This window comes from Pseudomonas sp. BNK-30, assembly GCF_047456185.1.
Classification (GTDB): Bacteria; Pseudomonadota; Gammaproteobacteria; order Pseudomonadales; family Pseudomonadaceae; genus Aquipseudomonas; species Aquipseudomonas putida_E.
The window spans coordinates 376,956-400,645 of sequence record NZ_CP179904.1; the positions used below are offsets into that span (position 1 = coordinate 376,956).

Genomic DNA, 23,690 nt, shown 5'->3' on the forward strand with positions numbered 1-23,690 from the left:
GAAGATGGGGGGAGCGCCTCGTTTCTGTGTGGGAGCCGGCTTGCCGGCGATCACCGGCGAAGCCGGTGCCATGCACCGTGTTGCCTGCATCGCCGGCAAGCCGGCTCCCACACTACCGAGGTGCTTATCAAAGATCAGCCAGGGTCGACACCAGGATCGCCTTGATCGTGTGCATGCGGTTTTCCGCCTGTTCGAAGGCGATGCAGGCGGGCGACTCGAACACGTCGTCGGTCACTTCGATGCCATTGGCCAGGTCCGGATACTGTTCGGCGATCTGCTTGCCGACCTTGGTCTCGGAGTTGTGGAACGCCGGCAGGCAGTGCATGAATTTGGTCCGCGGATTGCCGGTGGACTTCATCAGTTCCGTGTTCACCTGATAGGGTTTGAGCTGCTTGATGCGCTCGCCCCAGGCTTCGATCGGCTCACCCATCGACACCCAGACGTCGGTGTGCACGAAGTCCACGCCTTTGACTGCGGCTTTCGGGTCCTCGGTAAGGGTGATGCGTGCACCGCTTTCCTCAGCGTACTGCTTGCAGCGCTCGACCAGGTCGTCATGCGGCCACAGCGCCTTGGGCGCAGCGATCCGCACGTCCATACCGAGCTTGGCGCCGATCAGCAGCAGCGAGTTGCCCATGTTGTTGCGGGCGTCGCCCAGGTAGGCATAGCTGATGTCGTGCAGCGGCTTGTCGCTGTGCTCACGCATGGTCAGCACGTCGGCGATCATCTGGGTCGGGTGGTACTCGTCGGTCAGGCCGTTGAACACCGGCACCCCGGCGAACTTGGCCAGCTCTTCGACGATTTCCTGCTTGAAGCCGCGATACTCGATGGCATCGTACATGCGCCCGAGTACGCGGGCGGTGTCTTTCATGCTTTCTTTGTGGCCGATCTGCGAAGAGTTGGGATCGATGTAGGTGACATTGGCGCCTTGGTCATAGGCGGCCACTTCGAAGGCGCAGCGGGTGCGGGTCGAGGTTTTCTCGAAGATCAGGGCGATGTTGTTGCCCTTCAGGTGCTGCTGTTCGGTACCGGTGTATTTGGCACGCTTGAGGTCGCGGGACAGGTCCAGCAGGTACTTCAGCTCGCGGGTGCTGTGGTGTTCGAGGCTGAGCAGGTTGCGGTTATGGATGTTGAACGCCATGGTGATTCTCCTTGAGTTCGGTAATCGGCCCGGCCACCGCCTTGTGGGGGCAGCCGGGGAAATGGTCGTTAGTAATCGATGGGGTCGCGCACGATCGGGCAGGTCATGCAGTGGCCGCCGCCACGGCCCCGGCCAAGCTCGCCGGCGCTGATGGTGATGACCTCGATGCCGGCCTTGCGCAGCAGGGTGTTGGTGTAGGTGTTGCGGTCGTAGCCGATGACCACGCCAGGCTCCACCGCCACCACGTTGTTGCCGTCATCCCACTGTTCGCGCTCGGCGGCGAAGCTGTTGCCGCCGGTCTCGACCACGCGCAGCTTGACGCCCAGTTGCTCGCCCACCACTTCGATGAACGACTTGTGCTCGCGGCGCACGTCCATGCCGTAGGGCTTGCTTTCGTCCGGGCGGATGATGAATGGCACGATTTCTTTCACCACTTCGGGGAAGATCGTGACCAGGTCGCGGTCGCAGAAGCTGAACACGGTATCCAGGTGCATGGCAGCGCGGGACTTCGGCAGGCCGGCGACGATGACCTTTTCCACTGCACCCTTGGCGAACAGGTTTTGCGCCAGCTGCCCGATGGCCTGGCGTGAAGTGCGCTCGCCCATGCCGATGAGCACGATGCCTTTGCCGATCGGCATCACGTCACCGCCTTCAAGGGTGGCGTTGCCGTGGTCTTTGTCCGGGTCGCCGTACCAGACCTGGAAGTCGGCACCGGTGAATTGCGGGTGGAATTTGTAGATGGCAGTGGTCAGCAGCGTTTCCTGGCGTCGCGCCGGCCAGTACATCGGGTTCAGCGTGACGCCGCCATAGATCCAGCAGGTGGTGTCGCGGGTGAACTGGGTGTTCGGCAGCGGTGGCAGAATGAAACTGGAGTGGCCCAGGTAATCGTTGTACATCTTGACCACGTCGGCGCCTTCGCTCTGCGGCAGGTCCTGGCCGGCCACACCGCCGATCAGGAACTCGGCCAGGTGGCGCGGCTCGAGGCCTTCGAGCCAGCTGCGCACTTCGTTGGTCAGGCCCACACCTACGGTGTCAGGGGTGATCTTGCGGTCAAGGATCCACTTCAGCGCGTCTTTGTTCTGCACGATGTCGGTCAGCAGGTTGTGCATCTCAAGCACATCCACGCCGCGCTCGCGCATCTTGGTGACGAAGTCGAAATGGTCGCGTTTGGCCTGGTCGACCCAGATCACATCATCGAACAGCAGTTCGTCGCAGTTGCTCGGGGTCAGGCGCTTGTGCGCAAGCCCTGGGGCGCAAACCATTACCTTGCGCAGCTTGCCGGCTTCGGAGTGCACACCGTACTTCTGTTTTTCAGCGGACATGGTTCTTTCCTCCAATTGAGCGAAGACGTGGGTCACAGGGTCAGGAAGCCGTCATACAGGCCATAGGCCGCCACCAGGGCGCCGATGACCACAGCTGCGAAGATCAGTTTTTCCACGTTGGTGAAGATCGGTTGGCCAATTTCACGCTTGGCCTTGGCAAACAGGATGACCCCAGGGGCATACAGCAGGGCGGAGAGCAGCAGGTACTTCATGCCGCCTGCATACAGCAGCCAGATGGCGTAGATCAGTGCGATGGCGCCGATGAGCAGGTCTTTGCTGCGTTCGCTGGCAGCCTGCTCGTAGGTTTCACCGCGCATGGCCAGCAGGAAGCCATAGGCTGCCGACCACAGGTAGGGCACCAGGATCATCGAGGTGGCGAGGTAGATCAGTGACAGGTAGGTGCTCGCGGAGAACAGCGTGATCACCAGGAAGATCTGCACCATGGCGTTGGTAAGCCACAGGGCGTTGGCCGGCACCTGGTTGGCATTCTCGCGGCGCAGGAACTCCGGCATGGTGTGATCCTTCGCAGCGGCGAACATGATCTCGGCGCACAGCAGCACCCACGACAGCAATGCGCCGAGCAGCGAGATGATCAGGCCGACGCTGATCAGCACCGCGCCCCAGTGGCCGACCACATGCTCCAGCACGGCAGCCATCGACGGGTTTTGCAGTTTGGCCAGTTCCGGTTGAGTCATCACGCCCAGCGAGAGCACGTTGACCAGCACCAGGAACAGCAACACGGTGATGAAGCCAATGACTGTGGCCTTGCCCACGTCGGCGCGTTTTTCCGCCCGTGAGGAGAAGATGCTCGCACCCTCGATGCCGATGAACACCCAGACGGTGACCAGCATCATGTTGCGCACCTGGTTCATCACGCTGCCCAGTTCCGGCGTGCCGGTGGCCCAGATGTCGGCAGTGAAGATGTCGAGGCGGAAGGCGAACACGCAGATCAGCGCGAACAGCACCAGCGGTACCACCTTGGCAACGGTGGTGACCAGGTTGATGAACGCCGCTTCCTTGATGCCGCGCAGTACCAGGAAGTGCACCGCCCACAGCAACACCGAGGCGCCGATGACGGCAGCGGGGGTGTTGCCTTCACCGAAAATGGGGAAGAAGTAGCCCAGGGTACTGAACAGCAGCACGAAGTAACCGACGTTGCCCAGCCAGGCGCTGATCCAGTAGCCCCACGCCGAGGAGAAGCCCATGTAGTCGCCGAAGCCGGCCTTGGCGTAGGCGTATACCCCGCCGTCCAGATCAGGTTTGCGGTTGGCCAGGGTCTGGAACACGAAAGCCAGGGTCAGCATGCCGACTGCGGTGATCGCCCAGCCGATCAGTACGGCGCCAACCCCTGCGCTGGCGGCCATGTTTTGCGGCAGCGAGAAAATACCGCCGCCAATCATCGAACCGACGACGAGTGCAACGAGTGCGCCGAGTTTTAGTTTTCCGGAAGAATCAGACATTTAACAACTCCGTACCAGGAGAAAGTTGACCACAGAATAAATCCGTCGCCTGGGCCATGATCTGACTTGGATCAGTTCATGGCGTTGTGAAGTAGGAAATTTCCTTCACTTGACTCCTGGAGAGTGCCGACAGCCCTGTTGCAGGCCCCGTGCGCTGGCACCTCCATGTACAACCAGAGCAAACGCTCTGTTCAGCCTGCGAACTCTGAAGCTAGCCGCTTTTGCCGTTTTCGCAAACTTTTCTCAATAAATTCCATGGGTAATCGAGCTTGACAAAGTTGCACGTCGGACAAGCGTTTATCTGGAGCGATCGGTATAGACAAAAGAGTTATTAGTGCTATAGCTTTAATGGCTTTGTCTATTATAAGTAGCCGTATCTATATGCAGATAAAGCTGTTTCAGCGATGTGACAGCACGCACAAAAGACGAGGAATCGCATGAGCGAACCAGGACAGAAACTGCGCCTCGGCGCGTTGATCGCACTGGTGGTCGGTTCGATGATTGGTGGCGGCATCTTCTCGTTGCCGCAGAACATGGCGGCGCGCGCGGATGTTGGTGCTGTGCTGATTGGCTGGGGTATCACCGCAGTGGGCATGCTGGCGCTGGCCTTCGTGTTCCAGACTTTGGCCAACCGCAAGCCTGAGCTGGATTCAGGGGTGTATGCCTATGCCAAGGCAGGTTTTGGCGATTACATGGGCTTTTCCTCGGCCTGGGGCTACTGGATCAGCGCCTGGCTGGGCAACGTCGGCTACTTCGTGCTGCTGTTCAGTACACTGGGCTTTTATTTCCCGGTGTTCGGTGAGGGCAATACGCCCATTGCCATCGGCTGTGCCTCATTGCTGTTGTGGTCGGTGCACTTTCTGGTGCTGCGTGGCATCAAGGAAGCGGCGTTCATCAACCAGGTAACCACCGTGGCCAAGGTGGTGCCGCTGCTGATCTTCATCGTCATCGCCGCCTTCGCCTTCCGCGCCGACATCTTTACCCGGGATATCTGGGGCGTTAGCAACCCGCAGTTCGGTAATGTGCTGGACCAGGTGCGCAACATGATGCTGGTCACCGTATTCGTGTTCATCGGCATCGAAGGCGCCAGTGTCTATTCGGGGCGGGCGCTGCGCCGCACGGATGTGGGCAAGGCCACGGTGATCGGTTTTCTCGGCGTACTGGCGCTGCTGGTGCTGGTCAACGTGCTGTCGCTGGGGGTGATGACCCAGCCGGAACTGGCCGGGCTGCAGAACCCCTCACTGGCATCGGTGCTTGAGCACATCGTCGGGCCCTGGGGCGCGTTGCTGATCAGCATCGGCCTGGCAGTTTCGCTGCTCGGCGCCTTGCTCTCGTGGGCACTGCTGTGCGCCGAAATCCTCTTCGCCACGGCACGGGACAAGACCATGCCGCGCTTTTTGGCCAAGGAAAATGCCAACCATGTGCCGGCCAATGCCCTGTGGCTGACCAACTGCATGATCCAGGGGTTCTTGCTGATCACCTTGGTTTCGGCGGGTACCTACACCAGCCTGATCTACCTGGCGTCGTCGATGATCCTGGTGCCGTACCTGTGGTCGGCCGCCTACGCGGTGCTCTTGGCGCTGCGCGGGGAGAGTTATGCCGGGCAAGAGGGGCTGCGCCGCAAGGACCTGTTGGTGGCGTTGGTGGCGCTGGTGTATGCGCTTTGGCTGTTGTATGCCGGTGGGCTCAAGTACCTGCTGCTGTCGGCATTGCTGTATGCGCCTGGGGTAATCCTGTTCGCCCGGGCCAAGCGTGAACAAGGCCAGGTGCTGTTCACCACGTGGGAGAAGTTGATCTTCGCGGCGGTGCTGATTGGCGCTGCTCTGGCAGCGTATGCGCTGTATTCAGGGCTACTGAGCCTGTGACGCAGGCGGGCATGCCTGCTCTGGCCGTGACCAGATCCACAGGTTGCCCAGGGCCATGCCGGTGATGGCCAGAAATACCGGCCAGCGATGGTCAAAGAAGGCCAGCATCAGGCCTGCGCACACCAGCATGCTCAGAGTTGCGCTGACCTTTGCCCGGCGCTGGATCACCTTGCCATTGCGCCAGTTGAACAGGATAGGCCCGAACAGCCGGTGGTTCTCCAGCCATGCCGACAGGCGCGGCGAGCTGCGTGTCGCTGCCCAGGCGGCCAGAAGGATGAACTCGGTGGTCGGCAGGCCAGGAATGACGATGGCGACCAGGCCGATACCCAAGCTTACGTAAGCCAGGATGCCATACAGCAGGCGCGACAGTTTCGAGCGGGCAGGTCGGGTCATGGTCTCACTGCACAAAACGGTCCGGCCACCGGAAGGGTGGCCGGGTTAAGCGTATCAGGCCAGCGCGCTGTCGGCGGCGTAGGCATGCTTGAGCAGTTCGGTGAAGCGCTCGAAGGCGGCCACTGCGCCGCGCTCGGCAGCAGCGTCTTCTTCGGCAGACAGCGCCAGGCCATCGAGGGTTCGGGTGAACTGCTTCCAGCCCTCGGCGCGGCCACCGGCCGGTTCGCCCAGGTGGCGGGCGCCAAAGCTGTCGGACAGCTCCAGGGCCACTGCCCGCTTGATCAGAAACGCGGCGCCCAGTTTGGAGCCTTCGGAGACGAAGATCCAGCCCAACGCTTCTGCCAGGCTTGGGTCGTGCAAGGCGCCGGGTACTGCAGCCGGTACTTCGGTATCGAGGTCGGCGAGGTCCAGGCGGGCTTGATCGGCGCGGCAGCGCTGGGCCAGGTCAGGCACGATGGCGATCAGTTTCGGGTCGTTGTACAGGGCCTGCAGTTCGGACTGGAACAGGTACTGGGCGACGACGAAACGGGCGAAACTCTCGCGGCTGTCGAACGGTGCGTGGGATTTGACCAGGGCGTCGAGCTCGGTGTGCGGGGCGTGGGTGACCTGGTTGAGGCGTTGCGAGCGCAGGGCTGGGCGGTCGGTCATGGGGTGTCCTTGGGAATTTGGGGCGTCTAGTGACAAGACGAAACAGAGGGGTGGGGAGAGTAAAAAAACCGGTTTTTTGTGTTGTCAGTACCGGCCCTATCGCCAGCAAGCCGGCCCCCACAGGGTACCCACTGCCCTCAGGTTCAGTGGCGTAGCCGTGGGGGCTTGCCGGCGATAGGGCCAGTAGCGATTGGCTCAGTCAGATATCCCACACCACATTGATGGCGAAGTTGCGCCCTGGCATGGTCAGGCGGTCGAGGTTGGCAGGCTGGGTCACGCCCGCCTCACCCTGGCCGTCGTAGCCGCGCACCGAATCCCACTGCCAGTATTTCTTGTCGGTCAGGTTGTACAGCCCAGCGTTGACCGTTACGTCGTCGGTCACCTTGTAGAAACCGCTCAGGTCCAGCACGCCGTAGCCAGGGGTACGGAATTGCGAGCTTTGGCCGTCCGGGGCGAAGAACGTGGTGTCGTCGACGCGGGTCTTGCGCTTGACAACGGTCCAGCTCAGCAGGCCGCCGTAGTTCGGTTGCTCGTAACCCAGGCCGAACACGCCGGTCAGTGGGTTGACGCTGTTCAGCGGCTGGCCGTTGTCATCGTTGCGGCCGTTGGCGTATGCGATCGAGCCTTGGGTGTAGAGGCCGTCTGGCGCACCGAAGTGGTCGAGGTTGAGGCGGCCTTTGACCTCTGCGCCCTTGATGGTGGCGTGCTTGATGTTGTTGGCCTGGAAGGTGGTTTCCAGGTTAGCCGACTGCACGGCGTCTTCGTCGATGAAGTCGCGGTACTTGTTGTAGAACACCGCAGCGCTGAAGTTACCGGCATCGAAGTTGCCGCGCAGGCCGGTCTCGTAGCTCTTGCTCTTCTCCGGCTCAAGCCCGGGGTTGCCCTGCACGCTGTAGCCCAGTGTCGGGTTCTCGAAGCGGCCGTACATCGACTTGGCTGTCGGCGTGCGGAAGCCTTCGGCGTACTGGCCGTACCAGGTGTAGTTGTCGTTGAAAGCGTAGGTCAGGCCAAACTTGGGCGACACGCGGTGCCACTTCTTGTCCGAGTCGTCGAGGGCGCCTGGCGCTGCGCCCGAGCCCTGAATGCCACGCAGGAACGCGTCGGTGAACTTGGGCTCCATGCGCGTGTAGTCGTAGCGGGCACCGGGCATGAAGGTCCAGTTGTTCCAGCGGATCTCATCCTGTAAGAACAGGCTGTAGGTGTTGATGGTCGGGTCCGGGAAATCGCTGACCAGGGCCTGGCCGTCGCGCGAGCTGTCCTGGCCGATGGCGGTGCAGCTACCGCCAATGGCCACACAGGTGCCGGAGCCGCTGCGTGAGCCGGTCACTTCTTCATGCTTTATGGTGGTGCCGTAGGTCAGCAGGTGATCGGTCTGGCCGATGCTGAAGGCTTTGTCCAGCTGGGCATCGAACACCCATTGGCGGTCCTTGTAGGTGGTCTGGCGGTCGCGCAGCACCTGCCGCCCCGACGCGACATACAGCTCATCGGTGCGCTGGTCGGTCTTGGCGATCTGGTAGTTCAGGCTCCATTTCACATGGTCGGCGACCAGGCTGTCGAGGCCGAACTCGTGGTTGATGCCGAAGCGCTCGCGGGTGACGGTGTCGTTGCCCTGGCGCATGCGGTAGGAGTTCATGGCACCTAAGCCTGGAATGAACGGGCCGCCCACGGCACTGAGGATGTTCTGGTCGCGGTCATCCTTGTAACGCTCGTAGGTGAAGCCCAGGCGCGCGTCGTCGGCGTAGTTCCAGCCAAGCTTGGCCAGCACGTTGGTGGTGCGCACGTCTTCCGGGTTGGCTTCGGTGCGCGACAGGCCGCTGCCGCCATGCTCGCCGTAGGATTCGGTTTCGTGGCCGTTGCGCTGGCTGACGTGCAAAAGGCCGTCGAAGTCGCCCTGGCGGCCGGCCACGGTGGCGGAGGTCAGCCAGCTGTCGTCGGCCGAGCTGTAGCCGGTCTTCAGGCGCGCGCCGACATCCTTGCCGGGCTTGATGATGTCGTCCGGGTCCAGGGTGAAGTAGCTCACCGCACCGCCGATGGCATTGCTGCCGTACAGCACCGAGGCCGGGCCGCGGAGGATTTCCACGCGCTTGACGATCTCGGGGTCGACGTAGTTGCGCTGGGTCTGGGCGTAGGGGCCGTAGAAGAAGCTGTCAGGGATCGACACACCGTCGATCTGGGTCAGCACGCGCTCACCGTCGATGCCACGGATGTTGTAACCGTTCAGGCCGCTGCGCTGGCCGGTGCCACCGACCGACACGCCTGGCTCATAGCGCACCAGTTCCTGGATGTTATTGACGTTCTGCCGGTCCAGTTGCTCGCGTGTCTGCACACTCACGGTGCTCGGCACCTGGCTGACGTCCTGGGCGCTGCGCGTGGCGCTGACGGTCATCTGCTGCAGGGCGATGGCATTGCCCGCCGATTGGCGTTCGAGCACCACATTGCCGTTGCCGATCTTGCGATAGCCCAGGCCGGTACCTTGCAGCAGTTGTTTCAGTGCCGCTTCCGGAGGCAGCGAGCCGCGTACACCTGGCGAAGCCACACCGTCGGCCAGTTCGGCGCTGAAGCCCACCTGCCAGCCGGTCACCTGGCTGAAGGCGTTGATGGCCTCGACCAAGGGCTGCTGGGCGATGCTGAAGCGGTAGTCGCCCAGGCGTGGGCTTGTCGCGTGCGCAGGTTCTGCTGCCAGCGCTGGCAGGCCGCAGGCGCCACTGGCGAGCAAGGCCAGGGTCAGCAGGGACAATTGGCCGGTACGGCGGGGAAGGGGGGACGGGCGAGTTGGACCTGTGGACATCGAAAGCGCTCCCTGACGCGCGAACTGTTATAGGTGATTACCGTTCCTGTTTTCAAACAAGAATCAGTTGCATTGGCTATAGCGAGACGGGCGGGGCAGCGCGATCGCGTAAAAATAATTTTCAGGTCAGTTGAGAATGACCAGCGCGGGATACTCGTGCAGCCGCGTTGACGTGATGTGCGCCAGGGCGCGCAAAGTCTCCAGCGGCTGGTCGAGGCGGTAGTTGCCGGTCACCGCCATGTCGTCCAGGTGGGCGTTGCGGTTGATGATCCAGCCTGGGTAATAGCGCCGCACTTCGGCCAGCACCTGGCTAAGCGGGCAGTTCTCGAACACCAGGCGCCCATCGACCCAGGCCAGGTCCTTGTGCATGTCCGGGCGCTGGCGCTGGCCGAAGCCTTGCGGGCCGACGCTGATGCTGTCGCCGGCGCTCAGGCGGATACGCTGGTCGCTGGCGGCCTGCAGGTCGACGTCGCCGCGCTGCACCCGGACCTGTGCCTCACCATCGAGGTAGCGCACGGCAAAATCGGTGTCGCGCACCTGTGCCCGCAGCGGGCCGGCCTGAACTTCCAGTGGTGGTTGGGTGCCACCGGGTACCTGGAAATACGCCTCGCCTTGTAGCAACCGCGCCACCTGACGGCCTTCGCGCACGTCGCTGGCGAAAGCCGAGTTGGTGTTGAGCAGCACCTTGGCCCCGTCATCGAGCTGCAGGCGCTGGCGTTCGCCCACCACGGTCAGGTGGTCGGCCTGCAGGCGCATCGGCAAGTTGCCCACGGTGAACAGCCCGACCAGCAGTACTGCGGCGGTCGCCAGGGGTTTCCAGTGAGCCCGCAGACGCCCGCGTACAGAGCGGCGCCGCACCTGATGCATTTGTGTGGCGGCCTGGCGCACCGGCGTGCCGTTCCACAGGGCTTCGGCTTCGACGTAGGCCACGGCGTTTTCCGGCGCGGCGCTGAGCCACTGCTCGAAGGCCAGCGTGTCCGCTTCGGTGGCGCATTGCAGGCGGACCAGCCAGTCCAGCGCCTCGTCCATCGCACGGGCGCGGGCGTCGGGCCCTGCGGTCGGCGGGCGAGGGGCGGGGCTGTCGGTCACGGTGAATCCTTGAAATGATTTTCCCGAATGATCAAGGCTAAGGCGGGGCGTGGCAAGCGCTTCGCCGCGCTCGGGTGGCCAGCGGTCGTCTTACTTCAGGCGTTCGGCCACACCCATGCAGATTGCCATGATCAGTTTCAGCTCCTTCTGGACCGTGCTGGCCGAGACATTGAGTTGCCCGGCAATTTCCACGTAGCTGGCACCGTGCAGGCGGCTGAGGATGAAAATGCGCTGCTGACGCTCACTCAACTGGTTGAGGCTGACGCTCAGGTGCTTGAGCAGTTGCTCGGCGTGTGCGGCATCCTCGCTGCTGCTCAGCGGCGCGGCGACGTTGTGCAGGATTTCTTCGGGCACATCGTCGACCAGCATGCGCGATTGCACCCGGCGCGTGCGCAGATGGTCCAGGGCCAGGTTTCGCGCGGTCTGGAAGACGAAGGGCTCGAGGTGTTCGATGGGCCGCTCCCCCAAGGCGCGGGACACTCGCAGGTAGGTTTCCTGCAGCAGGTCCTCGGCGGTGCTGGGGTTGCCGACCATGCGCTGCAAGGTCCGCAATAGGGGGAGGCGCTGAACGAGGAAGACAGAGTTGAACCGGGACTGACTCACAGGGGGACCTGGCCGACGAAAGGTGAATGATAATGCTTATCATCTTGCCTGAAGGTCAAGCCTGGAAGTGTTAGGAAAAGGTAAAGATTGTCGGTAGGAGCGGCCTTGCGTCGCGAAAGGGCTGCAGAGCAGCCCCAAGGTTTTCTGAGCGCCAGAGATATAGTTGGGGCCGCTGCGCGCCCCTTTCGCGGCGCAAGGCCGCTCCTACCGCAGCAAGTGCCTGCGCTCAGCGGGCGCTGCACAATGCCAGGCAGTTATCCAGCATGCGGTTGGAGAACCCCCACTCATTGTCATACCAGGCCAGCACCTTGAGCATCCTGCCGTTGGCGCGGGTGTGGTTGGCATCGAATATCGACGACAACGGGTTGTGATTGAAGTCGCACGAGACCAGCGGCAGGGTGTTGTAGCCGAGCACCTTGGAATGCCGGCTGGCTTCGAGGAACAACTGGTTCACCTGCTCGGCCGTGGCCTCGCGCTTGAGGTTGACGGTGAGGTCGACCAGCGACACGTTGATCACCGGTACGCGCACCGCCATGCCGGTCAGCTTGCCGGCCAGTTCCGGCAACACCAGGCCCACGGCTTCGGCGGCGCCGGTCTTGCTCGGGATCATCGACTGGGTGGCCGAGCGCGCCCGGTACGGGTCGCTGTGGTAGACGTCGGTCAGCACCTGGTCGTTGGTGTAGGCATGGATGGTGGTCATCAGCCCCTGCTCGATGCCGAACTCGCGGTGCAGTACCTGGGCGATCGGCGCCAGGCAGTTGGTGGTGCAGGAGGCGTTGGAAATGACCTGGTGCGACGCGCGCAGAATGTCATGGTTGACGCCGTATACCACGGTGGCGTCGGCGCCCTTGGCCGGTGCCGAGACGATCACCTTGCCAGCCCCGGCCGCCAGGTGCGCCGCGGCCTTGGCGCGGTCGGTGAACAGCCCGGTGCACTCGAACACCACGTCGATCGCTTCAGCCTTCCAGGGCAGCTCGGCCGGATTGCGGATGGCGCTCACCGCGATACGGTCACCGTTGACCGTCAGGCTCTCGTGATCAGCTTCCACCGACGCATCGAAAGCACCGTGTACGCTGTCGTATTTGAGCAGGTGGGCGTTCATGGCACTGTCGCCCAGGTCGTTGATGGCGACGACCTGCAGGTCGTGGCGGTAGCCTTGGGTATACAGTGCGCGCAGGACATTGCGACCAATGCGGCCGAATCCGTTGATGGCGATACGTAGTGTCATGGCAGTACCTCTGGCAGTTCGAGTGAAACCTGTGGCACAAATGAAGCTTCACTGAAACGGTTTTGTTGTTGGAATTACAAGATTATTCACTCAGCGATAGAAAACAAGCCTTTTTACTGGCAGTATTTTGTTTAAATATACAACGAGTGGTCGGGCAAGCCGCCGCCTCGATGCGCAGGGTCTCTTACACAGGAGCCTAGGCCGCAATCGTTTGGAGGGGAAATGCCCGGTAAACCGCCCTTACCGCTAGCCTGGAGTCCAGTACATGCACCCGCGCATCCTTGAGGTCACCCAACGGCTGACCGAACGCAGCCGTGCCACCCGTGAACGCTACCTGCAGCTGATTCGCGGCGCGGCCAGCGACGGACCCATGCGGGCCAGCCTGCAGTGCGCCAACTTCGCCCATGGCGTGGCCGGGTGTGGCGCTGACGACAAGCAGAGCCTGCGCCTGATGAATGCCGCCAACGTGGCCATCGTCTCGGCCTACAACGACATGCTCTCGGCGCACCAGCCGTATGTGCATTTCCCCGAACAGATCAAGAAGGCACTGCGCGAAGTTGGCTCCGTCGGCCAGTTCGCTGGCGGTGTGCCGGCCATGTGCGATGGCGTGACCCAGGGTGAGCCTGGCATGGAGCTGGCCATCGCCAGCCGTGAAGTGATCGCCATGTCTACTGCGGTGGCGCTGTCGCACAACATGTTCGACGCTGCGCTGATGCTGGGTATCTGCGACAAGATCGTCCCCGGCTTGATGATGGGCGCGCTGCGCTTCGGTCACCTGCCCACCATTTTCGTACCGGGCGGGCCAATGGTTTCCGGCATCTCCAACAAGCAGAAAGCCGATGTGCGCCAGCGCTATGCCGAGGGCAAGGCCAGCCGTGAGGAACTGCTGGAGTCGGAGATGAAGTCCTACCACAGCCCGGGCACCTGCACCTTCTACGGCACTGCCAACACCAACCAGCTGGTGATGGAAGTGATGGGCCTGCACCTGCCGGGGGCCTCGTTCGTCAACCCATACACCCCGCTTCGCGACGCGCTGACCGCCGAGGCCGCACAGCAAGTGACACGCATGACCAAGGCCAGTGGCAGCTTCATGCCGCTGGGCGAGATCGTCGACGAGAAATCGCTGGTCAACTCCATCGTCGCCCTGCATGCCACCGGGGGGTCGACCAACCACACCCTGCACATGCCGGCGATCGCCCAGGCGGCAGGCATCCAGCTCACCTGGCAGGACATGGCCGACCTGTCCGAGGTGGTGCCGACCCTGTCCCACGTTTACCCCAATGGCAAGGCCGACATCAATCACTTCCAGGCCGCCGGTGGCATGTCCTTCCTGATCCGTGAGCTGCTCGATGCCGGCTTGCTACACGAGGATGTCAACACTGTCGCCGGCCACGGGTTGCGCCGCTACACGCAGGAACCGTTCCTCGACAACGGCAAGCTGGTCTGGCGCGAAGGCCCGCAGCAGAGCCTGGACGAGACCATCCTGCGCCCGGTGGCGCGGCCGTTCTCGGCCGAAGGCGGCTTGCGGGTGATGGCAGGCAACCTTGGGCGTGGCGTGATGAAAGTGTCCGCGGTGGCCCCTGAACATCAGGTCGTCGAGGCCCCGGCACGGGTTTTCCAGGACCAGCAGTCGCTGGCCGATGCGTTCAAGGCCGGCGAACTGGAGCGCGACTTCGTGGCCGTGGTGCGTTTCCAGGGGCCACGTTGCAACGGCATGCCGGAGCTGCACAAGCTGACGCCGTTCCTCGGTGTGCTGCAGGACCGCGGCTATAAAGTGGCACTGGTCACCGATGGGCGCATGTCAGGTGCATCGGGCAAGATCCCGGCCGCAATCCATGTCTGCCCTGAAGCCTTTGATGGCGGACCGCTGGCGCGGGTGCGCGATGGTGATATCGTGCGGGTCGATGGTGTCGAAGGCACGCTGCAGCTCAAGGTGTCGGCCGAGGAACTGGCCCGCCGCGACCTGCCACCTGCGCCACAGGGCAACGACCTGGGCTGTGGGCGCGAGCTGTTCGGCTTCATGCGCATGGCGTTCAGCTCGGCCGAGCAGGGCGCCAGCGCCTTTACCTCGGCCCTGGAGAACCTCAAATGAAGGACCTGCTGGTTGGCGACATCGGTGGCACCAATGCCCGGTTTGCGTTGTGGCGTGACAACCAGCTGCATCAGGTGAAAGTTTTCGCCACCGCTGACTACACCAGCCCGGAGCAGGCCATCGAGGCCTACCTGCAGAGCCAGGGTATCGAGCGTGGCGGGCTGTCGGCAGTGTGCCTGGCGGTGGCCGGGCCGGTCGACGGTGATGAATTTCGCTTCACCAACAATCATTGGCGGCTGAGCCGCAGCGCATTCTGCAAGACGTTGCAGGTCGAACAGCTACTGCTGATCAACGACTTCACGGCGATGGCCTTGGGCATGACCCGCCTGCAAGAGGACGAGGTGCGCCAGGTCTGCCCCGGCCAGGCCGACCCGGCGCGACCTGCACTGGTGATCGGCCCGGGTACCGGCCTTGGCGTCGGTAGCCTGCTGTGCCTCGGTGAGCAGCATTGGCTGGCGCTGCCCGGTGAGGGAGGGCATGTCGACCTGCCGGTGGGCAATGCCCGCGAAGCGGCGATCCATCAGCAGATTCATGGGCAGATTGGCCATGTCAGCGCTGAAACCGTGCTCAGCGGTGGCGGCCTCGTGCGTTTGTACCAGGCCATCTGTGCGCTGGACGGTGATACGGTACGGCACAAGACACCCGCAGAAATTACCGATGCCGCCCTGAGTGGCGAGCCACGGGCATTGGCGGTGGTCGAACAGTTCTGCCGCTTCCTGGGGCGCGTGGCAGGCAACAATGTTCTGACCCTGGGTGCGCGCGGTGGTGTTTATATTGTTGGCGGCGTCATCCCGCGGTTTGCCGAACTGTTCATGCGCAGCGGGTTCGCTGCAAGTTTTGCCGACAAGGGCTGCATGAGCGGTTACTTCGCCGGTGTGCCGGTGTGGCTGGTGACGGCAGAGTTTTCTGGACTGCTGGGCGCCGGCGTGGCATTACAGCAGGCTCTGGATCATTGATAGGGGGCCGCTTTGCGGCCCTCACAGCAGGCAAAAGACCTGTGACAACAAGAGGGCGGGATACCTTGAGCACTGCCGGAAAATCGATCCTGATGGTCGACGACGATCAGGAAATCCGCGAGCTGTTGCAAACCTATCTGAGTCGCGCCGGCTTCCAGGTGCATGCCCAAGCCGATGGCCAGGGTTTTCGCCACGCGCTGGAAAACACTCACTGCGATCTGGTCATTCTCGATGTGATGCTGCCCGACGAGGACGGCTTCAGCCTGTGTCGCTGGGTGCGCCAGCACCCGCGTCAATCGCGGGTGCCGATCATCATGCTGACCGCCAGCTCCGACGAGGCCGACCGGGTCATCGGCCTTGAGCTTGGTGCGGACGATTATCTGGGCAAGCCGTTCAGCCCGCGGGAACTGCAGGCGCGAATCAAGGCCCTGCTGCGTCGCGCGGAATTCGGCCAGGCCGCGCCAGCCACAGCGGTACTGGCCTTCGACGACTGGCGCCTGGACACGGTCAGCCACCGCCTGTTCCACCGCGATGGCGAAGAGGTGATCCTTTCCGGTGCCGATTTCGCCCTGCTCAAGCTGTTTCTCGATCACCCTCAGCAGATCCTCGACCGCGATACCATCGGCAATGCTACCCGTGGCCGCGAGCCGATGCCGCTGGACCGTATCGTCGACATGGCGGTCAGCCGCCTGCGCCAGCGTCTGCGCGACACCGACAAACCGCCACGGCTGATCCGCACTGTGCGCGGCAGTGGCTACCTGCTGGCTGCGCATGTCTGCTGTGCTTCCTGAGCGGCGCTGGCGCCTGGTGCCGCGCTCGCTGCTGGGGCGCATGCTGCTGTTGACCTTGCTGGTGGTGTTGTTGGCTCAAGGTTTGTCCAGCGTCATCTGGGTCGCGCAGTTACGTGCCAGCCAGCTGCAAGGCTTGCGTGCCAGTGCCGGCAGCCTGGCCCATTCGATGAGTGCCAGCGTCAGTTATTTCCGTTCTTTGCCGGTGGCCTATCGGCCGATGGTACTGGACCAGTTGCGCAGCATGGGCGGTACGCGTTTTTTCGTGTCGCTCAACGACAAGCCGCTGGACATGCCGGTATTGCCAATCACGCCGCGCAAGCAGGCAGTGATTGATGTGTTCCAGCAGGTACTGCATGAGCGGCTGGGCGCGCAGATGGATATTTCCGTCGAGTTCGTCGCACCCGATGACCTGCGCATCTTCAACAGCGGCCTGAAGCTCGATGAGCTGCCGCGTTCCTGGGCGCATTACTCGCTGACCCTGGAGCCACTCAACCCGCCTGTACTGGTCACGCAGCTTCGCCTGGACGAGGGCGAGTGGTTGTACATCGCTTCGTTGCTGCCTGAGCCCTACACCAGCCTTGAAGCCGAGCGCCTGCCACGCCAGCAGATCGGCTTCATCGTCCTGACCACCGCCTTGCTGCTGCTGTTCATCGGCCTGCTGGTGCACTGGCAGAGCTGGCCGCTCAAGCGCCTGGCGCGGGCCGCGCGGGACCTGTCGCTGGGCGCCGATGTGGCGCCAGTGCCCGAGGGCGGTGGCAGCGAGGTGGTCGAGGTGGGGCGTGCGTTCAATAGCATGCGTGAACGCATCAGCCGCTACCTCACCGAGCGCAGCCAGTTGTTCAGCGCCATTTCCCACGACCTGCGCACGCCCATCACCCGGCTGCGGCTGCGCGTCGAACTGCTGGAAGATGAGCGCCTGCAGGCCAAGTTCAGCCAGGATCTGGATGAGCTGGAGCTGTTGGTCAAAGGCGCCTTGCAATGCGTGAAAGACACTGACATCCACGAGAACATCGAGCCGGTCGACCTCAACCAGGTCCTGGAGATTCTCGCCGAGCCGTATCTGGGGGATGGCCGCATCACCGTCGAAGGCCAGGCCCTGGCGCCGTACCCCGGCAAGCCGCTGGCCTTGCGCCGCTGCATCGGCAACCTGATAGACAATGCCATCAAGTACGGCGAGCGGGCCCGCCTGCGCATCATCGACAGCGCACAGGGCTTTGTCCTGCAGGTGGATGACCACGGGCCGGGTGTGCCACAGCAGCAGCTTGAGCAGGTGTTCGAGCCGCACTTCAGGCTCGCCGGGCAGCAGCAAGGGTATGGCTTGGGGCTGGGGATCGCCCGCAACATTGCCCATAGCCATGGGGGTGAGGTGAGCTTGCTCAATTTGCGCGAGGGTGGGTTGCGCGTGACCCTTTATCTGCCGCGTGGCGTTGAGTGAAGGTATGTCACCGACCGGTGACATAACCGCAAGCCTTCGTGACATCCCAGCCAGGACGGCTGGCTAGAATCTGCAAACCTCATACAGGGAAGAAACGGGCGCATGGACTACATCGATTCCCCGGAACATACCGCCTGGCTCACAAGCGAGGGCCAGCGGCTGCTCTCTTTCGCCAAGGCCTCGCAAGCCGCCGAAGGTTTCGGCAATCTCGACGCCCGCGGCAAATTGCCCCCTACGGCTGTCGCCGAAACCATGAACACCGCACGCATGACCCACAGCTTCGCCCTGGCCCACCTTCAGGGCGCGCCAGGCTGCCTGGCATTGGTGCAGCACGGTGTGCAGGCCTTGTGCGGGCCTTTGCGCGACGCCGGGTACGGCGGTTGGTTCGCCCGCCCGTACGGCCAGGGCGACAACGGCAAGGCGGCTTACCTGCATGCCTTCGTCGCGCTTGCCGCCAGCTCTGCCGTCGTGGCGGGCGCTGCGGGAGCACAGGGGTTGCTGGCGCAGGCGATACGGGTCATCGAGGAGCGTTTCTGGAGTGAGCAAGAGGGTGCGATGCGCGAGTCCTTCTCCAGCGACTGGCAGCAGCCTGAAGCCTATCGTGGTGCCAACAGCAACATGCACGCCACTGAGGCCTTCCTCGCCCTGGCCGATGTGACGGGCGATGTACTTTGGCTGGAGCGCGCCCTGCGTATCGTCGAGCGCATCATTCACGGCCATGCTGGCGCCAGTGACTACCGAGTGATCGAACATTTCGATGTGCACTGGCAACCGCTGCCCGAATACAACCGGGACAATCCCGCAGATCACTTCCGCCCATACGGCACAACGCCTGGCCATGCGTTCGAGTGGTCCCGTCTGGTCCTGCACCTTGAGGCTGCGCGGCGTCAGGCCGGGCTTCCTGCCCCGGCATGGCTGCTGGCCTGCGCGCGGGGCCTGTTCGCCAATGCCTGTCAGCATGCCTGGAGCGTCGATGGTGCCGAGGGCATCGTCTACACCTTGGGCTGGGACAATCAGCCCAGGGTGCGCGAGCGCCTGCACTGGGTGCATGCCGAAGCGTGCGCCAGTGCCGCAGCGCTGCTGCGGCGAACCGGCGAGCAGCAGTACGAGCAATGGTACCGGCGCTTCTGGACGTTCATCGACACTCATTTCATCGACCGCGCAGCCGGAAGCTGGCACCACGAACTCGGCCCGGACAACCAGCCAGCGGCGACGATCTGGGCAGGCAAGCCAGACCTTTATCACGCCTACCAGGCTGTAATGCTGCCAACGCTGCCCCTGGCACCCAGCCTGGCGAGCGCACTGGCGCGCAATGTAACCAAACGATGACATTCACGCATCGCTTCGTTACCTGGCGCAGCGGGCACTCTGATTAGACTCCATGCAATGCAAGCGCTCGACTTGCCCGGCATAACAACAAGAAAGGTACTCCGATGAATTCGACTCTCCGCCTCGCTGCCGCGATTTCCTTCGCCTCCCTGTTCCCGCTCAGTGCTCTCGCCGCCGACACCAAAGGCAGTGTCGAAGTGGTTCACTGGTGGACATCCGGTGGTGAAAAAGCGGCAGTCGATGTGCTCAAGGCCCAGGTCGAGAAGGATGGCTTCACCTGGAAGGATGGTGCGGTTGCCGGCGGTGGTGGCGCCACGGCCATGACCGTGCTCAAGAGCCGCGCCGTGGCCGGCAACCCGCCCGGCGTTGCCCAGATCAAGGGGCCGGACATCCAGGACTGGGCTGCCACCGGCCTGCTGGACCCGGATGTGCTCAAGGATGTGGCCAAGCAAGAAAAGTGGGACTCGCTGCTCGACAAGAAGGTCGCCGACACCGTCAAGTACGAAGGTGACTACGTGGCCGTGCCGGTGAACATCCATCGCATCAACTGGCTGTGGATCAACCCCGAAGTGTTCAAGAAGGCCGGCATCGACAAGGCGCCGACCACCCTCGACGAATTCTACGCCGCCGCCGACAAACTCAAGGCCGCCGGCTTCATCCCGCTCGCCCACGGCGGCCAGCCATGGCAGGACAGCACGGTGTTCGAGAGTGTGGTGCTGTCGGTGATGGGGGCGGACGGTTACAAGAAAGCGCTGGTCGACCTCGATGAAGCCACGCTGACCGGGCCGCAGATGGTCAAGTCGCTGACCGAGCTGAAAAAGGTCGCCACCTACATGGACCCCGACGGCAAAGGCCAGGACTGGAACCTGGAAGCAGCCAAAGTCATCAATGGCAAGGCCGGCATGCAGATCATGGGTGACTGGGCCAAGAGCGAGTGGACCCTGGCCAAGAAGACCGCCGGCAAGGACTATCAGTGCGTCGCGTTCCCTGGTACCGACAAGGCTTTCCTGTACAACATCGACTCACTGGTGGTGTTCAAGCAGAACGACGAGGGCACGGCCGCTGGCCAGCAGGACATCGCCAAGAAGGTGCTTGGCCAGGACTTCCAGAAGGTCTTCAGCATCAACAAAGGCTCCATTCCCGTGCGTAACGACATGCTCGCCGACATGGGCACCTACGGCTTCGACGCTTGCGCCCAGACTTCTGCCAAGGACTTCATGGCCGACGCCAAAACCGGCGGCCTGCAGCCGAGCATGGCGCACAACATGGCCACCACGTTGGCCGTGCAGGGCGCCTTCTTCGATGTGGTGACCAACTACATCAACGACCCCAAGGCCGACCCTGCCGATGCTGCGAAGAAGCTGGCGGCGGCGATCAGATCGGCCAAGTAACCAAGCTCAAGGCAGGCACGATCGCTCTTGTAGGAGCGGCCTTGTGTCGCGAAAGGACCGCGAAGCGGTCCCCAAGCCTGCAAGCCAGGTTCGACGGTCTGTCTTTGTTCTCGAGCCCCTGGGGCTGCTGCGCAGCCCTTTCGCGACGCAAGGCCGCTCCTACAGCAGATGGGCAGTGCCTTCAAGGTGAATCATGACTACAGCAACCGCCCGACTGCGGGCCTCTCCCCTGGACGCTCTGCAGCGCTGGCTACCCAAGCTGGTGCTGGCACCCAGCATGTTCATCGTCCTGGTGGGTTTTTACGGCTACATCCTGTGGACGTTCGTCCTGTCTTTCACCACCTCGACCTTCCTGCCGACTTACAAGTGGGCGGGCCTTGCGCAATACGCCAGGCTGTTCGACAACGATCGCTGGTGGGTGGCCAGCAAGAACCTGCTGGTGTTCGGCGGGCTGTTCATCGGTATCAGCCTGGCCATCGGCGTACTGCTGGCGGTGCTGCTCGATCAGCGCATCCGCCGCGAAGGTTTCATCCGCACGGTCTACCTGTACCCAATGGCTTTATCGATGATCGTCACCGGTACCGCCTGGAAGTGGCTGCTCAACCCTGGCATGGGCCTGGACAAGCTGTTGCGTGACTGGGGCTGGGAAGGGTTTCGCCTGGACTGGCTGATCGACCCCGACCGGGTGGTGTACTGCCTGGTGATCGCTGCCGTGTGGCAAGCCTCGGGCTTCATCATGGCGATGTTCCTGGCCGGCCTGCGCGGGGTCGACCAGTCGATCATCCGTGCTGCGCAGATGGATGGCGCAAGCCTGCCACGCATCTACTGGACCGTCGTGCTGCCGAGCCTGCGCCCGGTGTTCTTCAGTTCGCTGATGATCCTCTCGCACATTGCGATCAAGAGCTTCGACCTGGTGGCCGCAATGACCGCCGGTGGCCCGGGCTACTCATCCGACCTGCCGGCGATGTTCATGTACTCGTTCACCTTCAGCCGCGGCCAGATGGGCATGGGCTCGGCCAGCGCCATCCTCATGCTCGGGGCGATCCTGGCGATCCTCGTGCCTTACCTGTACTCGGAGCTGCGGAGCAAACGCCATGCATAGCCCTGTCGATAAAGCGGTGCCGAGCATCAGCCGCATCGCGATTTACACTGTATTGCTGATGGCCGTGCTGCTTTACCTGGTGCCGCTGGTGGTGATGCTGCTGACCAGCTTCAAGACCCCGGAGGACATCAGTACCGGCAACCTGCTGAGCTGGCCGACCGTGGTCAGCGGCATCGGCTGGGTCAAGGCCTGGAGCACGGTCAGCGGGTACTTCTGGAACTCGATCATGATCACCGTACCGGCGGTGCTGATTTCGACCACCATCGGTGCGCTCAACGGTTATGTGCTGTCGATGTGGCGCTTCCGCGGGTCGCAGCTGTTTTTCGGCTTGCTGTTGTTCGGTTGCTTCCTGCCGTTCCAGACCGTGCTGCTGCCAGCCTCGTTCACCCTCGGCAAGTTGGGCCTGGCCAGCACCACCAGTGGCCTGGTGCTGGTGCATGTGGTCTATGGCCTGGCCTTCACCACGCTGTTCTTCCGCAACTTCTACGTGAGCATTCCCGATGCGCTGGTCAAGGCCGCACGCCTGGACGGTGCCGGGTTCTTCACCATTTTTCGCCGCATCATCCTGCCGATGTCGACACCGATCATCATGGTCTGCCTGATCTGGCAGTTCACCCAGATCTGGAACGACTTCCTGTTCGGCGTGGTGTTCTCCAGCGGCGACTCGCAACCGATCACCGTAGCCCTGAACAACCTGGTCAACACCAGTACCGGGGCCAAGGAATACAACGTCGACATGGCGGCGGCGATGATCGCCGGCCTGCCAACCCTGCTGGTCTATGTGGTGGCAGGCAAGTATTTCGTTCGCGGGCTCACAGCCGGCGCCGTCAAGGGGTAAGTCATGGCAACGCTTGAACTTCGTAATGTGAACAAGACCTACGGCAGCGGCCTGCCGGATACGCTCAAGGACATCCAGCTGTCGATCAAAGACGGCGAGTTCCTGATATTGGTCGGCCCTTCGGGGTGCGGTAAGTCGACCTTGATGAACTGCATCGCAGGCCTTGAGAACATCACCGGTGGCGCGATTCTCATCGATGACCAGGATGTCAGCGGCATGAGCCCCAAGGATCGTGATATCGCCATGGTGTTCCAGTCCTACGCGCTGTACCCGACCATGAGCGTGCGCGAGAACATCGAGTTCGGCCTGAAGATCCGCAAGATGCCGCAGGCTGCCATCGACGAGGAAGTGGCGCGTGTGGCCAAGCTGTTGCAGATCGAACACCTGCTTTCACGCAAGCCGGCGCAGTTGTCCGGTGGCCAGCAGCAGCGGGTGGCGATGGGCCGCGCCTTGGCGCGGCGGCCGAAGATCTACCTGTTCGACGAGCCGTTGTCCAACCTTGACGCCAAGCTGCGCGTCGAGATGCGCACGGAAATGAAACTGATGCATCAGCGGCTCAAGACCACCACGGTGTATGTCACCCACGACCAGATCGAGGCCATGACCCTGGGCGACAAGGTTGCGGTGATGAAGGACGGCATCATTCAGCAGTTCGGTACCCCGCAGCAGATCTACAACGACCCGGCCAATCAGTTCGTTGCCAGCTTCATCGGCTCGCCGCCGATGAACTTCATACCGGTACGCCTGGCCAGGCAGGACGGGCGCCTGCTGGCCCTGCTCGACAGCGGCCAGGCACGTTGCGAGCTGCCGTTGGGCGTGGCCGGCGACGAGCTGGACGGGCGCGAGATCATCCTCGGCATCCGCCCGGAGCAAATCAGCCTGGGTACGGGGGAGGGCAACGGCCTGCCGGGCATTCGCGCCGAGGTGCAGGTAACCGAACCTACCGGCCCTGACCTGTTGGTCTTCGTTACCCTCAACCAGACCAAAGTGTGCTGCCGCCTGGCGCCGGATGTGGCGTGCCGGGTCGGTGACAGCCTGAACCTGCAGTTCGACCCGGCACGGGTGCTGCTGTTCGACGCCGCCAGCGGCGAACGCCTGGACTTGAATACTGCCAACGCTTCACTGAAGGGCAACGTGACTCACCTCAAGAGCCGTTGAATCGTCGATACCATCAATAAGAAAAAGAGGACGCAAAGGGATGGAACAGCGCAATCGCATAAGG

Annotated in this window: 19 protein-coding genes; 10 read left to right on the plus strand and 9 right to left on the minus strand. The window is 62.8% G+C overall.

The window, feature by feature from the left end:
• Nucleotides 1-127: 127 nt before the first annotated feature.
• The 3 genes from ACMGGN_RS01775 to arcD (ACMGGN_RS01785) all read right to left on the minus strand — a co-directional run bounded on the left by ACMGGN_RS01775 (nucleotide 128) and on the right by arcD (ACMGGN_RS01785) (nucleotide 3,920).
• Nucleotides 128-1,138, minus strand: a complete 1,011-nt coding sequence (locus ACMGGN_RS01775) for an ornithine carbamoyltransferase (RefSeq protein ID WP_012316037.1) — start codon at nucleotides 1,136-1,138, stop codon at nucleotides 128-130.
• A 68-nt stretch (nucleotides 1,139-1,206) separates the two neighbouring features.
• Nucleotides 1,207-2,460, minus strand: a complete 1,254-nt coding sequence (gene arcA / locus ACMGGN_RS01780; RefSeq protein WP_115273961.1) for an arginine deiminase — start codon at nucleotides 2,458-2,460, stop codon at nucleotides 1,207-1,209.
• A gap of 32 nt (nucleotides 2,461-2,492) precedes the next feature.
• Nucleotides 2,493-3,920: an arginine-ornithine antiporter gene (arcD, locus tag ACMGGN_RS01785; protein ID WP_046784424.1), complete on the minus strand. Its 1,428-nt coding sequence runs from the start codon at nucleotides 3,918-3,920 to the stop codon at nucleotides 2,493-2,495.
• Nucleotides 3,921-4,357: 437 nt separating this feature from the next.
• Between arcD (ACMGGN_RS01785) and arcD (ACMGGN_RS01790) the strand changes: the two genes are divergently transcribed.
• Nucleotides 4,358-5,785 carry an arginine-ornithine antiporter gene (gene arcD / locus ACMGGN_RS01790; protein ID WP_046784423.1) on the plus strand — a complete coding sequence of 476 codons (1,428 nt, stop codon included), beginning with the start codon at nucleotides 4,358-4,360 and terminating at the stop codon, nucleotides 5,783-5,785.
• Here the strand turns inward: arcD (ACMGGN_RS01790) and ACMGGN_RS01795 are convergent.
• The 6 genes from ACMGGN_RS01795 to gap form a co-directional block, all read right to left on the minus strand.
• Nucleotides 5,771-6,178 carry a YbaN family protein gene (locus ACMGGN_RS01795; protein ID WP_125924445.1) on the minus strand — a complete coding sequence of 136 codons (408 nt, stop codon included), beginning with the start codon at nucleotides 6,176-6,178 and terminating at the stop codon, nucleotides 5,771-5,773. The two genes, arcD (ACMGGN_RS01790) and ACMGGN_RS01795, sit on opposite strands and share 15 nt — an antisense overlap.
• A gap of 54 nt (nucleotides 6,179-6,232) precedes the next feature.
• Complete coding sequence (locus tag ACMGGN_RS01800; RefSeq protein WP_046784421.1) at nucleotides 6,233-6,826, minus strand: biliverdin-producing heme oxygenase; 594 nt, start codon at nucleotides 6,824-6,826, stop codon at nucleotides 6,233-6,235.
• 199 nt (nucleotides 6,827-7,025) lie between these two features.
• Nucleotides 7,026-9,614: a TonB-dependent receptor gene (locus ACMGGN_RS01805; protein ID WP_414156410.1), complete on the minus strand. Its 2,589-nt coding sequence runs from the start codon at nucleotides 9,612-9,614 to the stop codon at nucleotides 7,026-7,028.
• A 126-nt stretch (nucleotides 9,615-9,740) separates the two neighbouring features.
• Entirely contained in the window at nucleotides 9,741-10,703 is a 963-nt protein-coding gene (locus tag ACMGGN_RS01810) for a FecR domain-containing protein (RefSeq protein ID WP_174141546.1), read from the minus strand.
• A gap of 90 nt (nucleotides 10,704-10,793) precedes the next feature.
• Nucleotides 10,794-11,306, minus strand: a complete 513-nt coding sequence (locus tag ACMGGN_RS01815; protein ID WP_119687720.1) for an RNA polymerase sigma factor — start codon at nucleotides 11,304-11,306, stop codon at nucleotides 10,794-10,796.
• A 226-nt stretch (nucleotides 11,307-11,532) separates the two neighbouring features.
• Nucleotides 11,533-12,534 carry a type I glyceraldehyde-3-phosphate dehydrogenase gene (gap, locus tag ACMGGN_RS01820; protein WP_119687719.1) on the minus strand — a complete coding sequence of 334 codons (1,002 nt, stop codon included), beginning with the start codon at nucleotides 12,532-12,534 and terminating at the stop codon, nucleotides 11,533-11,535.
• 265 nt (nucleotides 12,535-12,799) lie between these two features.
• On the opposite strand from gap, the gene edd reads away from it, so the two are divergent.
• From edd to ACMGGN_RS01865, 9 genes are all read left to right on the plus strand, one after another.
• Nucleotides 12,800-14,626 (plus strand): phosphogluconate dehydratase, encoded by a 1,827-nt coding sequence (edd, locus tag ACMGGN_RS01825; protein WP_119687718.1) that lies wholly within the window; start codon nucleotides 12,800-12,802, stop codon nucleotides 14,624-14,626.
• Nucleotides 14,623-15,582 carry a glucokinase gene (locus tag ACMGGN_RS01830; RefSeq protein ID WP_251962497.1) on the plus strand — a complete coding sequence of 320 codons (960 nt, stop codon included), beginning with the start codon at nucleotides 14,623-14,625 and terminating at the stop codon, nucleotides 15,580-15,582. The genes edd and ACMGGN_RS01830 overlap by 4 nt, the downstream gene beginning before the upstream one ends.
• 65 nt (nucleotides 15,583-15,647) lie before the next feature.
• Nucleotides 15,648-16,373 (plus strand): two-component system response regulator GltR, encoded by a 726-nt coding sequence (gene gltR, locus ACMGGN_RS01835; protein ID WP_119687716.1) that lies wholly within the window; start codon nucleotides 15,648-15,650, stop codon nucleotides 16,371-16,373.
• Nucleotides 16,354-17,808, plus strand: coding sequence for an ATP-binding protein (locus ACMGGN_RS01840; RefSeq protein ID WP_414156411.1), 1,455 nt, complete (start codon nucleotides 16,354-16,356; stop codon nucleotides 17,806-17,808). The genes gltR and ACMGGN_RS01840 overlap by 20 nt, the downstream gene beginning before the upstream one ends.
• A 102-nt stretch (nucleotides 17,809-17,910) precedes the next feature.
• On the plus strand, nucleotides 17,911-19,137 hold the full coding sequence (locus ACMGGN_RS01845) for an AGE family epimerase/isomerase (RefSeq protein ID WP_414156412.1): 1,227 nt from the start codon (nucleotides 17,911-17,913) through the stop codon (nucleotides 19,135-19,137).
• A 104-nt stretch (nucleotides 19,138-19,241) separates the two neighbouring features.
• Nucleotides 19,242-20,528 carry an ABC transporter substrate-binding protein gene (locus ACMGGN_RS01850; protein ID WP_046784411.1) on the plus strand — a complete coding sequence of 429 codons (1,287 nt, stop codon included), beginning with the start codon at nucleotides 19,242-19,244 and terminating at the stop codon, nucleotides 20,526-20,528.
• Nucleotides 20,529-20,721: 193 nt separating this feature from the next.
• Complete coding sequence (locus tag ACMGGN_RS01855; protein ID WP_012316021.1) at nucleotides 20,722-21,630, plus strand: carbohydrate ABC transporter permease; 909 nt, start codon at nucleotides 20,722-20,724, stop codon at nucleotides 21,628-21,630.
• 58 nt (nucleotides 21,631-21,688) lie between these two features.
• Entirely contained in the window at nucleotides 21,689-22,468 is a 780-nt protein-coding gene (locus ACMGGN_RS01860) for a carbohydrate ABC transporter permease (protein WP_371316861.1), read from the plus strand.
• A gap of 3 nt (nucleotides 22,469-22,471) precedes the next feature.
• The gene (locus ACMGGN_RS01865; RefSeq protein WP_119687713.1) at nucleotides 22,472-23,626 is read left to right on the plus strand and encodes an ABC transporter ATP-binding protein; all 1,155 of its coding nucleotides are present in this window, start codon (nucleotides 22,472-22,474) and stop codon (nucleotides 23,624-23,626) included.
• The last annotated feature ends 64 nt before the right edge of the window (nucleotides 23,627-23,690 follow it).

Bases quoted from the DNA above. Each gene is read 5' to 3' on its own strand.
- ACMGGN_RS01855 (WP_012316021.1), top strand. From the start codon at position 20,722: ATGACTACAGCAACCGCCCGACTGCGGGCCTCTCCCCTGGACGCTCTG.
- ACMGGN_RS01860 (WP_371316861.1), top strand. From the start codon at position 21,689: ATGGCCGTGCTGCTTTACCTGGTGCCGCTGGTGGTGATGCTGCTGACC.
- ACMGGN_RS01865 (WP_119687713.1), top strand. From the start codon at position 22,472: ATGGCAACGCTTGAACTTCGTAATGTGAACAAGACCTACGGCAGCGGC.
- ACMGGN_RS01795 (WP_125924445.1), bottom strand. From the start codon at position 6,178: ATGACCCGACCTGCCCGCTCGAAACTGTCGCGCCTGCTGTATGGCATC.
- ACMGGN_RS01800 (WP_046784421.1), bottom strand. From the start codon at position 6,826: ATGACCGACCGCCCAGCCCTGCGCTCGCAACGCCTCAACCAGGTCACC.
- ACMGGN_RS01845 (WP_414156412.1), top strand. From the start codon at position 17,911: ATGGACTACATCGATTCCCCGGAACATACCGCCTGGCTCACAAGCGAG.
- ACMGGN_RS01840 (WP_414156411.1), top strand. From the start codon at position 16,354: ATGTCTGCTGTGCTTCCTGAGCGGCGCTGGCGCCTGGTGCCGCGCTCG.
- ACMGGN_RS01805 (WP_414156410.1), bottom strand. From the start codon at position 9,614: ATGTCCACAGGTCCAACTCGCCCGTCCCCCCTTCCCCGCCGTACCGGC.
- ACMGGN_RS01850 (WP_046784411.1), top strand. From the start codon at position 19,242: ATGAATTCGACTCTCCGCCTCGCTGCCGCGATTTCCTTCGCCTCCCTG.
- edd (WP_119687718.1), top strand. From the start codon at position 12,800: ATGCACCCGCGCATCCTTGAGGTCACCCAACGGCTGACCGAACGCAGC.
- ACMGGN_RS01830 (WP_251962497.1), top strand. From the start codon at position 14,623: ATGAAGGACCTGCTGGTTGGCGACATCGGTGGCACCAATGCCCGGTTT.
- arcD (WP_046784424.1), bottom strand. From the start codon at position 3,920: ATGTCTGATTCTTCCGGAAAACTAAAACTCGGCGCACTCGTTGCACTC.
- arcA (WP_115273961.1), bottom strand. From the start codon at position 2,460: ATGTCCGCTGAAAAACAGAAGTACGGTGTGCACTCCGAAGCCGGCAAG.
- ACMGGN_RS01775 (WP_012316037.1), bottom strand. From the start codon at position 1,138: ATGGCGTTCAACATCCATAACCGCAACCTGCTCAGCCTCGAACACCAC.
- gap (WP_119687719.1), bottom strand. From the start codon at position 12,534: ATGACACTACGTATCGCCATCAACGGATTCGGCCGCATTGGTCGCAAT.
- arcD (WP_046784423.1), top strand. From the start codon at position 4,358: ATGAGCGAACCAGGACAGAAACTGCGCCTCGGCGCGTTGATCGCACTG.